Genomic DNA, 14643 nt, shown 5'->3' with positions numbered 1-14643 from the left:
GGAATGAGCCACTGCAAAACGAAATCAACGGGAGGAAAATCATGAGGATGCATAGACGTACATTGCTGGCCCTGGCGGTGTTCACCGGGCTGACCGCGCCTTCGATGGCGCTGGCTGCCGACGACACCATCAAGATCGGCCTGCTCGCCACCTTCGAGGGACCGTTCACGGTGCTGGGCGAGGACGGCGAGCGCGGTGCGATGACCGCTGTCGCCGAGATGAACGGCACCGTCGCCGGCAAGAAGATCGAGATCGTCAAGGGCTCGTCCGACGCCTCGCCCGACAGCGCGGTGCGCGCGGCACGCAAGCTGGTCGAGCAGGACGGCGTCAAGGTGCTGGTCGGTCCGCTTTCGGGCGATGAAGGCCTGGCCGTCAAGGACTACGCCAAGACGCAGCCCAACGTGACCTTCATCAACGGCACCTCGGCCGCGCAGGACACCACGCTGCGCGACCCGGCGGAAAACTTCTTCCGCTTCTCGACCGACGGCGCCCAGTGGATGGCCGGCCTCGGCACCTATGCTTTCAAGGACAAGGGCTACAAGAAGGTCGCCACCGTCGCCGAGGACTATTCCTTCCCCTACACGCAGGTGTTCGGCTTCATGGCCGAGTTCTGCAAGGCCGGCGGCCATGTGCCGTCGAAATCCTGGGTGCCGATCGGCAACAAGGACTTTTCTTCGGTCATCGCCGCCATCCCGGAAGACGTTGACGCGATCTACGTCGCGCTCGGCGGCGCCGATGCGGTCAACTTCCTGACCCAGTACCAGCAGGGCGGCGGTTCCGCACCACTGATCGGCGGCTCGATCACCGTCGACCAGACGGTGCTGACCTCGAAAGGCAAGCTGCGCGACGTCCTGAAGGGCACGCCCTCGGCCGGGCCGACCGCCGACACCAATGACGCGCCGGCGTGGAAGGCCTTCGTCGAGGCCTACAAGAAGCAGCCGGGCGCCTTTCCCTCGCCGTCACTCTTCGCCCATGGCTACTATGTCGACATGAAGGCGACGCTGCTCGGTCTCGACCAGGTCGGCGGCGATCTCTCCGACGGCGGCAAGAAGCTGCGCGATGCGCTGTCGAAGCTGTCCTTCGACACGCCGACCGGCAAGGTGTCGCTCGACAAGAACCGCAACGCGATTGCCGACATCTTCCTGACTGAGGTCACCGAAGGTGCCGACGGCAATCTCCTGAACAAGCTGGTCAAGGTGGTGCCGCAGGTCAACCAGACGCTCGGCATTCCCGAAGACGAGTTCATGAAACTCGGCGCGGTCAACCGCGACAATCCGAGCTGCCCATAACAGCGACATCGAGTGTAGCCGCCAGTGACCGAAAGCTTCGCAGCAAACCGTCTCCAGAGCACCGGCGCCTATGCGCTGGAGCTCGATGGCGTGGCGCGGCATTTCGGGGCGCTGGTGGCGCTCTCGGGCATCAATATGAGGATCGCGGCTGGCGAACGGCGCGCGGTCCTCGGCTCCAATGGCGCCGGCAAGACGACCCTGTTCAATGCCGTCACCGGCGACTTCCTGCCGACATCAGGGCGCATACGCTTCTTCGGCGAGGACATCACCGACTTGCCGCCGCATGAACGCATCCGGCGCGGCCTGCGGCGCACCTATCAGATTTCGCAATTGTTCAAGGGCCTGTCGGTCCTCGATTCCATCTTTCTCGCTTGCCGCGGCGTCTCGCGCCGGCGGTTTTCGCTGCTGCGCCCGGCGGCAAGCGACGTCAACATGGTGCAGGCGGAATCGATCCTCCACGCCGTGCATCTCGAAGCCTATCGCGACACGCTGGTGGCGACGCTGAGCCACGGCCAGCAGCGCCAGCTGGAGATCGCGCTGGCGCTTGCCGGCGCGCCGCGCTTCATCCTGTTCGACGAGCCGGCCGCAGGCCTGTCGCCGACCGAGCGCCGCGATCTCGTCGCCATTCTCAATGCGCTGCCGAAACACATCGGTTACATCATCATTGAGCACGATCTCGATGTCGCTCTGCGCGTGTCGGAATATGTCTCGATGATGCACAATGGCCGCCTGTTCAAGGAAGGCACGCCGCAAGAGATCGAGGCCGATCCCGAGGTGCAGGAGATCTATCTCGGGGGCAAGCATGGCTGAGCGCCCGCCCTCTTCCGGCAAGCCGATCAAGGCCATCCTCCGGATAGACGACCTGCAGGTCTTCTATGGCGAGAGCCATGCGCTGCAAGGTGTTTCGCTGACGCTGGAAAGCGGCGTGCTGTCCGTGGTCGGCCGCAACGGCATGGGCAAGTCGACGCTCTGCAACACCATCGTTGGCCTGAAGCGCGCGCGCTCCGGTTCGATCCGTGTCGATGGCCGCGAGATATCGGCGCTCGAGCCGCACGAGATCCACCGCCTCGGCGTCGGCTATGTGCCGCAAGGACGTCGCGTCTGGCCGAGCCTGACGGTCGACGAGCATCTGCGGCTTGCCGCCGGCAACCGGCGCGATGCCAGCTGGACCGTCGAGCGCGTCTACCAGACCTTTCCGCGCCTGGCTGAACGCCGCACCAATGGCGGCTCGCAGCTGTCGGGCGGCGAACAGCAGATGCTGGCGATTTCGCGCGCGCTGCTCAGCGACCCGAAGCTGCTGGTCATGGACGAGCCGACCGAAGGCCTGGCGCCGATCATCGTCGACCAGGTCGAGCAGATGCTCGTCAACCTTGCCGCCGAAGGCGAGATGGCGGTGCTGGTCATCGAGCAGAATATCGGCGTGGCGACCGCGGTGTCGAACCAGGTCGCCATCATGGTCAATGGCCGCATCAACCGGCTGATGGATGCAAAGGCACTCGCCGCCGACCGCGAGTTGCAGCAGCGGCTGCTTGGCGTTGGACGCCATGCCGAGGAAGCGCCCGTCACGCCGGCCGAAGCCGCACAAGCAAAGGAACAACTGGCGGAGGTCTACCGCGTCGACCGCACTACCGCCGGCTCGGCCAAACCGAAGCCGCGGAATGGCGTCTATCGTCCGGTCACCGACTTGCCCAACCGCTGGAACGTGCCGGTCACCGAAATGCGGCAGGCGGCGGTCGACAAGGCGGCACCTCAGGACGATCTGAAGCAGGTTTTCGCCATCCCCTTTGCCGAGCGTATCGGCCGGACCGTGCTGGTCGTCGGCACCTTCGACACCAAGGGCAAGGAACTGCGCTTCGTCGCCGACAGGCTGAAGTCGCTCGGCATTCCTGTGCGCACCGTCGATCTCTCGACATCGGGAAAACCGACAAGCGCCGACGTGCCCGCCGTGCAGGTGGCCGGAATGCACGCGCGCGGTTCGTCCGCCGTCTTCACCAATGATCGCGGCGGCTCGGTCAGTGCCATGGCGGAAGCCTTCGCGCGCTGGATCGAGCGCGAGCCGCGTATCGGCGGCGTCATATCGGCCGGTGGCTCCGGCGGCACCACGCTGGCAACGGCGGGCATGCGGGTGCTGCCTGTCGGCATACCCAAGCTGATGGTGTCGACGGTGGCGGCCGGCGATGTCGCCAAATATGTCGGCGGCGCCGACATCATGATGTTCCATTCGGTCGCCGATGTGCAGGGGCTGAACTCGATCACCGAACAGGTGCTGTCCAACGCCGCGCACGCGATGGCCGGCATGGTCGCGCAATTGCCCAATGCCGAGGCGCGGGAAGCCAGGCGCAAGCTGGCGCGGCCGGCTGTCGGCATCACCATGTTCGGCGTCACCACACCGGCGGTGCAGGCGGTGACCAGACGGCTCGAAGCCGACTATGACTGCCTTGTCTTCCATGCCACCGGCATCGGCGGACGGGCCATGGAAAATCTCGGCGACTCTCGCCTGCTGTCGGCCTTCCTCGACCTGACCACCACGGAAGTGGCCGACATGATCGTCGGCGGCGTCTTCCCGGCGACCGAGGATCGTTTCGGCGCGGCGATCCGCACCGGACTGCCTTATGTCGGCTCTACCGGCGCGCTCGACATGGTCAATTTCGGCCCGCGCGACAGCGTGCCGGAGAAATTCCGCAGCCGCAAATTCGTCATCCACAATCCGAACGTCACCCTGATGCGCACCACGCGCGACGAAAACCGCGCCTTCGGCGAGTGGATCGGCGCGCGGCTCAACGCCATGAATGGCCCGGTGCGCTTCCTGCTGCCCGAAGGCGGCGTGTCGATGCTCGATGCGCCCGGCCAAGCCTTTCATGATCCCGAAGCCGACAACGCCCTGTTCGAAGCCATCGAGAAAACCGTTCGCCAGACCCCGCTGCGCCATGTCGAGCGGGTTCGGGCAAACATCAACGAAACGCCTTTCGTCGACGCTGTGATCAATGCGTTCCACGCGATCACGCCGAAGCTGCAGAGGCGGGCATGAAGAATTGGACTTCGCCACCGTGCGGGTGGATGTTTGAGAATATCGCCGGTCGCCCCGTGCCGACCGTATTGTCTTGGGGAGGATAGATCATGGACGCGCAAACCTTTGGCGCTTTCCTGTTGTGGCTGATCATTGCCGCGGTCGTCGTGGTGGTCGCCGTCTACATCTTGCGCTGGCTCTATCGCCGCTCGACCAAGGAGACGGCGTTCGTGCGCACCGGCTTCATGGGCGAGAAGGTGGTGGTGAATGGCGGCGCCTTCGTCATTCCGGTGCTGCACGAGATCACCCCGGTCAACATGAATGTGTTGCGCATCGAGGTGCGTCGCGAGGATGGTTTTGCGCTGATCACCAAAAACCGCATGCGCGTCGACCTGATCGCCGAGTTCTTCGTCCGCGTCGGCGCCAGCCGCGACCTGGTGGCCGCCGCCGCGCAGACGCTTGGCCGCCGGACGCTGCAGCCCGACAGCCTGCGCGAATTGCTGGAGGGCAAGTTTGCTGGCGCCCTGCGCACGGTCGCGGCCCAGATGACGCTGGAGGAGATGCACGAATTGCGCGGCGACTACGCCGCCAAGGTGCGGAGCCTCGCTTCGGAATCGCTCGCCGCCAACGGGCTCGAGCTGGAGAGCGTCGCCATCGTCGATCTTGACCAGACCAGCCTCGAATATTTCGACCCGTCCAACGCCTTCGACGCCGAGGGTCTGACGCAGCTGACGGAATCGATCGAGACCCGGCGCCGGATGCGCAACGAGATCGAGCAGCGCACGCTGGTCGATATCCGCAACCAGAACCTCGACACCCAACGCAAGGTGCTGGAGATCGACCGCGACAGCGAATATGCCCGCCTCGAACAGGAGCGCGAAGTCGAGATCCGCCGTGCCGCGCAGCGCTCTGAGCTCGCCATCGAGCGCGCACTGCGCGACCAGGAATCCGAGCAGGCCCAGCTCTCGTCGCGCGAAGCCGTCGAGAAGTCGCGCCTCAACCAGGAGCGCAACATCACCGAGGAGCGCATCAAGAGCGAGGAAGACACGCAACGCCGTGAGATCGCACGGCGCCGTTCGCTCGACGAGACCGAGATGAAGATGCGTGAACTGACCGAGCGCGAGCAGATTGCGCTCGAACTGTCGCTGGAAAAGGCCCGCATCGAGCGGGAGGGCACGCAGAGCCAGCTCGAGATCGAGCGCAGGAAACTGCTTGAGGTCGCTGAGTTGGAGCGTCAGATCGCGCTGGCCGAAAAGGCGCTGGAAGTGACCAAGGCAGAGGCGGAAAAGCGCCGCGCCGAGATCGGCGAGAACCAGGCGACCGAGACGGCGCGGATCGCGCAGGATCGCGCCATCGACGAGGTCAGGATCGCCAGGGAGCGTCACCTCGAAGCGCTGCAGATCGCCAAGCGTCAGGCTTTCGAGGAAGCGGAGATCTCGGCCGGCGAAGAGGTCGAGCGTGCCCGCATCACCACCGAGCGCGGCATCGAGGAGGCCCGGCTGATCAAGGATCGCGATATCAGGCAGCTTGGCGTCGACCGCGACCAGAAGATCGAGATCGCCGAAATCCAGAAGGCAATCGACATCGCCAAGAAGACGCAGGAGCGGTCCTCGGCGATCGCCGCTTCGGAAGCCGTCCGCGCCAAGGCTATTCAGGCCGAGGAACAGGCCTTCACCGCCCGCGAGCGCGAGATCGCCGAGCGCCGCAAGCTGACCGACCTGATCGGCGCGCAACGCGAAGCCGAGCGCGACGCCTTGCGCATAGTCTCTGCCGCGGATGCGGAGATGAAGGCGGCAAAGAGCCTTGCCGAGGCGCAGAAGATCGCCGCCGTCGCCTCGGCCGAGTCGGAGAAGATCCACGCCCTTGCCGCCGCCCAGCGCTACGAGGTCGACGCCGCCGGTCATCGTCAGCTCAACGAGGCCGAGAACATCCTTTCCGAAGGCGCGCGGGCAGGGCGCCTGCGTGGCAAGCTGCTCGACCACATGGAGGGCATCATCCGCGAGAGCGTCAAGCCGATGGAGAAGATCGAGGGCATCAAGATCCTGCATGTCGACGGCATCAACGGTGGCACCGGCGGCAACCGCAACGTCACCGACGAGGTGATCGACTCGGCGCTGCGTTACCGTGTGCAGGCCCCGATGATCGACAATCTGATGAAGGAGATCGGCATCGAGGGCGGCTCGCTCGGCCGCATGACCGACGTGCTGCGCGATGCCAAGGACATTTCGAGCCTGACCCGCGACAAGAAGGGCAAGGGAAAGACCGCCAAGGACGACGATGACGACCGCGATCGCTGAGGTGAGGGCGGTGTTTCCTTGCGCTTCGTTGGGCCGTGCGAGACAATATTTGAAGCCTGATTGCCATGCTGCGTCGGTTCGCAATGATTGCCAAGTGGTTCCCCCGCTCCGTCGCTGCTTCGCAGCGCCACCTCTCCCCCCTCCGGAGGGAGAGGAAGGGAGCCCGCCGCGGACGGTTCGCGCCCTTCCTCTCCGCCGTCGATCGGGGGAAAGGTGTCGAGCGAAGCTCGACGGAGTGGGGGTCGAGCTGGCGCGGCGCGAGACAATGCATGCGCGGACTGCCATGCCGATAGCCGGCTCGTAAGCATGACCAAGGTCTATGTGTCCTCGGTCATTCCCGCGCCGGCGGCGGAAGTCTGGAAGCTTGTGCGCAACTTCAATGGTTTGCCCGGCTGGGCGCCGTTCGTTGCCGAGAGCCGCATCGAGCAGAACGCGCAGGCCGACCAGATCGGTTGCATCAGAAGCTTCACGCTGAAGGACGGCGGCCGGATTCGTGAAAGGCTGTTGGCGCTGTCCGACTATGATCTGACCTGCAGCTACGCGATCCTCGAAAGCCCGATGGCGGTGGAGAATTATGTCGCCACCCTGTCGCTGACACCGATCACCGACGGCAATTTGACGCTCGCCGAATGGCAGGCCGAGTTCGATTGCGCCGCCGACCGCGAAGCTGCCCTGATGCAGCAGATCGGCAATGGCGTGTTCCAGACCGCCTTGACCGCATTGAAACACCGGTTCGGGCGCTGACATCAGCCGATGGTCCAGGTTCGCCAGAGCACGATCATCGATGCGCCGATCGACGAGGTCTGGGCGATCCTGCGTGATTTCAACGGTCATGACCGCTGGCACCCGGCAATTGCCTTCAGCGAGATCGAAGGCGGCGAGCCTGTCGATGCGGTCGGCTCGGTGCGCCATTTCCGGCTCGCTGACGGTGGTGAGTTGCGTGAGCAACTGCTGGCGCTGTCGGACAAGGATCATCGGTTGAGCTATTGCCTGCTCGAGGCGCCGCTGCCGCTGATGGGCTATGTTGCTTCGGTGAGGCTGAAGCCGGTGACCGATGGCAACGCGACCTTCTGGGAATGGCGCTCCGAGTTCAACCCGCCAGCGCATCGCCGCGACGAACTGGTCAAGCTTGTCACCGAAGGTATCTATCAGGCCGGCTTTACGGCCGTGCGCAACCTCTTGCGACGCCGAAGCGTGGGCTCGCCGATCGACGCGAGACAACGGCGGGCGGTTGCAGTCCCGATGCCATCCGCAAGCGTGCCTCGCACGGTGTCAACGGTTGCTCCAGGTCAGGCCTCGACGACCAGGGCAATCCTGGTCGAGCGTTATGGCGGACCGGAGGAGTTACAGCTGAAAGAAATCGGATTGCCGCCGCTGGGGCCGAACGAGGTGCGGATCCATCATACGGCGATCGGCGTCAACTTCATCGACGTCTATTGCCGCACCGGCTTTTTCGACCTGTTGCAGCCGCCTGGCGTGCCGGGCATGGAGGCCGCCGGCGTCATCGAGGCGGTTGGCCCGGTGGTGTCGGGCTTTTCGGTCGGCGATCGCGTCGCCTATGCCTGCCCACCGGTTGGCGCTTATGCAGAGCGGCGCAACATGGCGCCCGAGCTGCTGGTTCATCTCTCCGACGATATTCCAGATGAGATTGCCGCTGCCGGCCTGCTCAAGGGCGTTGCCGCGAGTTTCCTGCTGCATGATGTCCATGTCGTGAAGCGCGGCGACATCGTCCTCATCCATGCGGCGGCCGGCGGCATCGGCCAGTTGCTTGTGCAATGGGCACGCCATCTCGGCGCGACGGTGATCGCCACGGTGTCGAGCGACGACAAGGCGCGGATCGTCGAGCGTCTCGGCGCCGACCATGTCATCGTCTACTCCCGCGAGAATTTCGCCGAGGCCGTCATGCGGCTGACCGGAGGCATGGGCGCCAATGTCGCGTATGACGCGGTCGGCAATGACACGTTCGCCGGTTCGCTGGCGGCCCTTGCCGTGCGTGGCCATCTCGTCAGTTTCGGCCAGGCTTCGGGGCCGGTCGGCAATTGGGACATCGGCCGCTTCGCCTCCAGGTCGCTCACCATCTCGCGGCCCAACTACGCCCACTACACCGACACGCCGGAGAAGCTCGCGCCGCATGTCGCCAGGTTTTTCCAGGCCCTTCGCCAGGGCGTCGTCAGGGTCGAGGCGCCGACACGTTACGATCTTGCCAACGCCGCCGACGCGCACCGCGATCTGGAATCCCGGCGCACGACGGGAGCCCTGGTCTTGCTGCCGTAATTGGCGGGTCAGCCGGTCGCGCTGGCGTAGATATCGAGAACCTGTGTCACGCTGCCGATCAGCAGGTCCCTGGCCCTTGGCGCGACGGAACCGTTCGCCACCGCGCCATAGAGATGACCAAGGTACTGGCTGATGAGGGGTGGGGGAATGTCGCGGCCGCCGAGCGCCTGCATCAGCGCGTCCGTGGCCTGCTGCGCCGCCGGTGCCGGCCAGTAGTAGCGGATGCGGTCGCTGTAGGAGAAATGGCGTTCTATCCGCTGCTCGGCCTCCGGGCCGTGGTAATAATTCTTCCAGTTGGCGGGCGCTGCCTGCATGGCGCGTTCCATGGCCGCCGGCAGGCTTTCGCGCGCCGCATCGGGGGCGAGGATGTCGGCGATGTGGCTCAGCCCATAGAGCGCCTCGCGGAGCGCGAAGGTCAGCCATGGCCCGACCTTGAGGATGGCGAAGCCATTGTCGACCAGCGCGGTCAGCGCTTCGACCGGCTGGTAGTCCGTCGAGTGAGCCTCGAAGACGAATTGCGGCAGGTCCCGCAGCGTGCCGGCCAAGGCGCCGGCGCGTTCCGGCTGGTAGGCGATCACCTCGGCATTGCCGAATTCGACGCCCGGCTGCACGACGACGCCGATCGCGCGCGAAAAAGCCTGGTCGAGGCCTCGGCGGCTGAAAGCCTGCCGGTGGATGCGTACCGTCTCCAGTGCCGCCTCCGGCGTCGTCACCTCCAGATGGTCCAGCGCCTCGAAGGCACCGCCAGGCACCGGCACTTCCGTGCCGATGACGTAGACAGGTTTGGCGCCGCCCGATCGTTCGGTCGCGGCCTCGGCCACCGCGGCCAGTTCCGCCGCGCGCGCGGCAATCGTCGCGTCGGGCGGTGCGGCACCTTCGCCGGCGCAGCCCATGCTCGCGTCGAGATGGATCTTGGTGAAGCCGGCTTCGGCATAGGCGTCGACCATGCGCGAGGCCTTTGCCATGGCCTCGCCTGGCGGAAGGTGCTTCCACGGATTTGGGCCGAGATGGTCGCCGCCGAGCACGAGCCTGTCCAGCGGAAAGGCGACCTTGCCGGCGATCGCCTCGACGAAGCGACGGAAGTCCCCGGGCGTCATGCCGGTATAGCCGCCCTCGTGGTTCACCTGGTTGCAGGTGGCCTCGATCAGCACATCGGCATCGCGCGCCTTGCCGTGGCGCAGTGCCGCCTCGATGACCAGCGGATGGGCCGAGCAGATCGAGGCGATGCCGCGGCGTTCGCCAGCCGCGCGACGCGTCGCGATGGCAGCCAGCCTGTCCGTCGCCTGGCTCACGCCGTCTCTCCGGTCTCGGCCGTCTCGATGAAGGCCTCGACTGCGGCAAGGGAAGCTATGCCCTCCATCGGCCCCTTCTTCGTAACCGCCAGTGCGCCGCAGCCATTGGCGATTCTGAGCGCCTTCTCGGGCGCCGCCCCGCGCAGCCAGAAGGAGACGAAGGCGGCGGCAAAACAGTCGCCGGCGCCGGTCGGGTCGATTTCGTCGACGACGAATCCGGGCGACGCGGTGCGTCCGGCCTGGTCGTATTGAACGGCGCCTTGCGCCCCCTTCTTGATGACCACCGCCGAGATGCCGCGTTCCAGCATTTCGTGCACCGCACCTTCCTCGTCGGTCGCCTTGGCAAAGATGAAGAGTTCCGGCCCGCTTGGCAGGAACAGATCCGTCTTCGAGAGCACGAAATGCAAGGCTTCGCGCATACCCGGCAGATCGAGCATCTCCTTGCGGATGTTGGGGTCGAAGGAGACCGTGCCGCCACGCGCCTTGACGGCCTCGATCCCGGTGCGCGCCACCGCGATCGTTTGCGGAGAAAAGAGCGACGTGCCCATCACATGAAAATGATCGGCGCCGGCCAGCAGCGCGCGCGCCTCGGTGCCGATCTCGATCAGGCCGGCGGCACTTTGCCTGATGTTGTAGACGAAATGCCGGCTGCCATCAGTCTCGTAGGTGACGAAGGCGGTTCCCGTGGCAGCACCGCGATGCACCTTGATGGCCGAGATATCGGCCCCGTCGGCGCGCAGGCGCTCGATGTTCAAATGGCCGAAATCGTCATCGCCGACCGCGGCGATCAGGCCCGCCGGTTGGCCGAGCCGCGCCGCCTGGTCGATGAAAATGGCCGGTGCGCCGGATGGAAACGGGCCGACGAATGGCCCGGGAGAAAGGAAACTCTGGCCGATCCGCTCGGCCATGATCTCGACCAGGATCTCCCCGGCGCAAACCAGTTTCTTCATGTCCTCACCATTCGCCGGATAGCATCGGGCCGGCGGCCGGATGCGAAGCGTCATGTTGCGTCTTGTCGCTTTCTCGAAGCCTATGTCGTCAGTTTTAGAGCGTCAATAAATAATTTGACGCACGTAATGTTTTTGCGCTGTATTGGGAAACGTGAAAATTTGACTGAATAAGTTCGGTCAAGCATTGCCGCTTCCGGGCAACGGCCGCATGACTGGTGACGGCCGGATCGTTCCGGTCGGCGATTGTGGCAAGAGGACCTGAAAGATCGATGGCGGAGAAGACGCACCGCACGATGGATGACTTCGCCCAGGCATGTGGCGTGTCGCGCCCCACGCTGTCGAAGTATTTTGACGATCCGGCGAGCGTGAAGCCGGCGACGCGGGCACGCATCGAAGCCGCCTTGCGTTCGTCGGACTACCAGCCGAACCTTTTCGCCCGCAACCTCAACCGCAAGCGCACCCGCAACATCGGCATCGTCGTGCCGACGATCACCGATCCGTTCTATGCCGAGATGGTCAGCCGCATCGAATTTCGCTGCCGCGACGAAGGCTATTGGCCGATCGTCATCTCCTCGCACGGCTCGCCGAAGCTGGAAGCGGAATCGGTCAGGACGCTGTTGTCACTGAAGGTCGCGGGCGCGATCATCGCGCCGCTGGGCCTGGCCTCCGACCGCAGCGTTTTCGACAAGCTCGGACAGGACATTCCGATCGTCTATTTCGACACCTATATCGAGGGCGATACGCCATTCGTCGGCAACGACAACCGGCAGAGCGTGTCGACCATCGTCGACTATCTGTGCCGGTCGGGCGAGCCGCCGGCCTATCTCGACATTCCGCATGTCAACCACAACTCCGGCGAACGGCAGGAAAGCTACATCATCGCGATGGAAACGGCCGGGTTCGAGCCGGTCGTCATCGAGGCGGCGCGCGATTACACCTGGGAGTTCGAACGCGTCGGCTACGAGCAGATGGAAACGATGCTGGAGACCGGCACCTTGCCCGGCCGCACCATCCTGTGCGCCAACGATCGCCTGGCCTTCGGCGTGATGTCGGCGGCGTTCTCGCGCGGCCTGAAGATCGGCCGCAGGCCCGACTGCGACCTGCGCGTTGCAGCGCATGACGATCATCCGCTGAGCCGCTACACCTGTCCGGCGCTGACCACCATGGCGCAGGATTTCGCCGCCATGGCTGGCCGCAGCGTCGAGATTCTGCTGGCGCTCCTGGACGAAGCCAACCTGCCAAGGCAAGGCATGGAACGCACGGTCAAGCTCGATGCGACCCTGGTGATGCGTCAGTCGGCTTGAGCAGCCGACGCCAGCGAATCCTGTTCGAATTGGCGCCAGGCAGCCACGCCTTCGGCCACCACTTGCCGCGCGGCAGGGATATGGCGTCCCATCGAGACGAAGCCATGGATCTGGCCCGGCCATAGCCGCAAGATCACCGGAACGCCCGCGGCCTGCAGGCGCTTGGCATAGGCTGCCCCTTCGTCGGCAAGGATATCGCAGCCGGCAAGCGCCACGAAAGCCGGCGCGACGCCGGCGAGATCAGGCGCCAGCAGTGGCGAGACGCGCCAGTCCACAATGTCGCCGGGCGTTCGTACATAGTGGTCGCGAAACCATGCCATGGTGGCGGCCGTAAGCCCGAAGCCGTCGCCGAAACGCCGGTAACTGTCGGCCGTCTGCCGCGCATCGGTGTTGGGATAGATCAGGATCTGCGCGGCAAGCGATGGCGCCAGCCCGTCGCGGGCGAGCAGCGCCAGCACGGCGGCGAGATTGCCGCCGGCGCTGTCGCCGGCAACGCCGATTCGGGATGGGTCGATGCCGAGTTCGGCGGTGTTCTCCACCATGAAGCGGAGCGTTGCCCGGGCATCCTCCAGCCCGGCGGGAAATTTGTGTTCCGGCGCCAGGCGATAATCGGGACAGACAATGACGGCGCCGCCGAGATTGGCCAGCCACCGGCAGATCTCGTCATGCGAATCGAGATTGCCGATGACCCAGCCGCCGCCATGCAGATAGAGCAGCGCCGGCGCCCCGCTTCGTGGCGCGCCGATGCCGCGATGGATGCGGATCGTGACAGGCCCGTTCGGCCCGTCGATCTGCTGCTCCGAGGTCGTTGCCACCGGCTCGTGCTCGCCCTGCAGCGTCGGGAACGAAGCATTGTAGGCGGTGCGCGCCGCCGCCACGCTACCATTCTCGAATGCCTCACCGCCGGCCGTGCGGCCGATTTCGAGGACGCGCAGCGCATCCGGGTCGAGTGTCATCGTCATATCCTCAGGCCAGCAGGCTGCTTGCCTCGTCCTCGGTCAGCAGGGCCGGCTGGATGACATCGCCGGCGATGGCGACCGAGCCCCGTGTTTCACCGGAACGCAGGATCGCCTCCATGATTTCCAGCACGTGCAGTGCCAGATTGCCGGAGGCGCGGGGCGTGTTGCCGGTTTTCAGCGAGCGCACCAGATCGGCGACGCCGAGCATGCGGTAGTTGGCGCGATCGGGCGCCGCATAAGGCCAGTTGCGGGCGCCATAGAGTTCACCTTCGCTGGCGAAATCCTTCCACTCGGCGCCGCGTTCGGAGAGCGAGACGGTGCCGCCGAACGTGTCGGGGTCGGGCAGCCGCAGCGAGCCTTCCGTGCCGTGCAGCTCGATCGGGTGGTTGGAGTGGCGAAAGACGTCCCATGAGGCGCCGAAGGTGACGGTCGCGCCCGAGCGGAATTCAAGCAGTGAAAGCACATTGGTGGGCGTGCCGACCTTGAATGTGGTGTTCTTGAATGGCCCCTCGGCGGTGATCAGCCGTTCCTCCTGGCCGCGCGTGGCCATCGCCATGACCCGCTCGACCGGACCGAGCAGGTTGACCAGCATGGTCAGATAGTAGGGCCCCATGTCGAACACCGGCCCGCCGCCCGGCTGGTAGTAGAACTGCGGGTTGGGGTGCCAGTGCTCCATGCCGCGGCCCATCATGAAGGCCGTGCCGGTGACCGGTCGGCCGATGGCGCCGTCGTCCATCAGCCGGCGCGCGCGACGTCCGGCGGCGCCAAGGAAGGTGTCGGGCGCCGAGCCGAGCAGCAGGCCGCGCTTTGCCGCCTCCGTCACCAGGCGGCGCCCGTCGCTGGCCGAAGTTGCCAACGGCTTTTCGGTGAAGACGTGCTTGCCGGCCGAAAGCGCCGAGAACGAAATGTCGAAATGCGCCGCCGGAATGGTCAGGTTGAGGACAAGATCGATCTCGGGATCGGCCAGCAGCGCATCGACGCCGAGTGCCTGGATGCCATATTCCTTCGCTCGCACCGCTGCCATGTCGGCCGAGATATCGGCGCAGGCGCGCAACTCGATCCCGCCAAAGAGGGCGGCATTGCGCAGATAGGTCATCGAGATATTGCCGCATCCGATGACGCCGATCCCGAGCTTCGTCTTTGATTTTCCGTGCATTTTTGATCGTACCTCCCCAATGCGGTCATGGTCTGACAAATCCATTGCGCGGGCAACGGAGCGCCTTCGAAAGCGCTATACAACATTTTAAATATTGACGCGCGTAAAATTTTTA

11 protein-coding genes are annotated in these 14643 nt (G+C 65.1%); 7 read left to right on the top strand and 4 right to left on the bottom strand.

Annotation, left to right across the window (positions count from 1 at the left end; translation table 11 throughout):
• The first annotated feature begins 41 nt into the window (after positions 1-41).
• The 6 genes from NR193_RS06040 to NR193_RS06015 all read left to right on the top strand — a co-directional run bounded on the left by NR193_RS06040 (position 42) and on the right by NR193_RS06015 (position 8867).
• Positions 42-1289 (top strand): ABC transporter substrate-binding protein, encoded by a 1248-nt coding sequence (locus NR193_RS06040; RefSeq protein ID WP_256749964.1) that lies wholly within the window; start codon positions 42-44, stop codon positions 1287-1289.
• A 24-nt stretch (positions 1290-1313) separates the two neighbouring features.
• Positions 1314-2099: an ABC transporter ATP-binding protein gene (locus tag NR193_RS06035; RefSeq protein ID WP_091576667.1), complete on the top strand. Its 786-nt coding sequence runs from the start codon at positions 1314-1316 to the stop codon at positions 2097-2099.
• Entirely contained in the window at positions 2092-4317 is a 2226-nt protein-coding gene (locus NR193_RS06030) for an ABC transporter permease (RefSeq protein WP_256749963.1), read from the top strand. The genes NR193_RS06035 and NR193_RS06030 overlap by 8 nt, the downstream gene beginning before the upstream one ends.
• A gap of 89 nt (positions 4318-4406) precedes the next feature.
• On the top strand, positions 4407-6593 hold the full coding sequence (locus NR193_RS06025) for a flotillin family protein (protein WP_256749962.1): 2187 nt from the start codon (positions 4407-4409) through the stop codon (positions 6591-6593).
• 306 nt (positions 6594-6899) lie between these two features.
• Positions 6900-7337, top strand: coding sequence for an SRPBCC family protein (locus NR193_RS06020; protein ID WP_256749961.1), 438 nt, complete (start codon positions 6900-6902; stop codon positions 7335-7337).
• Between the two features lie 9 nt (positions 7338-7346).
• On the top strand, positions 7347-8867 hold the full coding sequence (locus NR193_RS06015; protein WP_256749960.1) for a zinc-binding dehydrogenase: 1521 nt from the start codon (positions 7347-7349) through the stop codon (positions 8865-8867).
• An 8-nt stretch (positions 8868-8875) separates the two neighbouring features.
• Here the strand turns inward: NR193_RS06015 and NR193_RS06010 are convergent, their stop codons facing one another.
• Both NR193_RS06010 and NR193_RS06005 read right to left on the bottom strand, forming a co-directional pair.
• On the bottom strand, positions 8876-10159 hold the full coding sequence (locus tag NR193_RS06010) for a D-tagatose-bisphosphate aldolase, class II, non-catalytic subunit (RefSeq protein ID WP_256749959.1): 1284 nt from the start codon (positions 10157-10159) through the stop codon (positions 8876-8878).
• Positions 10156-11109 (bottom strand): sugar kinase, encoded by a 954-nt coding sequence (locus NR193_RS06005; RefSeq protein ID WP_256749958.1) that lies wholly within the window; start codon positions 11107-11109, stop codon positions 10156-10158. The genes NR193_RS06010 and NR193_RS06005 overlap by 4 nt, the downstream gene beginning before the upstream one ends.
• A gap of 269 nt (positions 11110-11378) precedes the next feature.
• On the opposite strand from NR193_RS06005, the gene NR193_RS06000 reads away from it, so the two are divergent.
• Positions 11379-12413: a LacI family DNA-binding transcriptional regulator gene (locus NR193_RS06000; protein WP_256749957.1), complete on the top strand. Its 1035-nt coding sequence runs from the start codon at positions 11379-11381 to the stop codon at positions 12411-12413.
• Here the strand turns inward: NR193_RS06000 and NR193_RS05995 are convergent.
• Positions 12401-13369, bottom strand: a complete 969-nt coding sequence (locus NR193_RS05995; RefSeq protein ID WP_256749956.1) for an alpha/beta hydrolase — start codon at positions 13367-13369, stop codon at positions 12401-12403. The two genes, NR193_RS06000 and NR193_RS05995, sit on opposite strands and share 13 nt — an antisense overlap.
• Before the next feature lie 10 nt (positions 13370-13379).
• Complete coding sequence (locus NR193_RS05990) at positions 13380-14528, bottom strand: Gfo/Idh/MocA family protein (RefSeq protein WP_256749955.1); 1149 nt, start codon at positions 14526-14528, stop codon at positions 13380-13382.
• Positions 14529-14643 lie beyond the last annotated feature (115 nt).

This window comes from Mesorhizobium sp. Mes31 (assembly GCF_024519675.1).
GTDB lineage: Bacteria > Pseudomonadota > Alphaproteobacteria > Rhizobiales > Rhizobiaceae > Mesorhizobium.
This window is presented reverse-complemented; position numbering and strand designations above follow the sequence as displayed.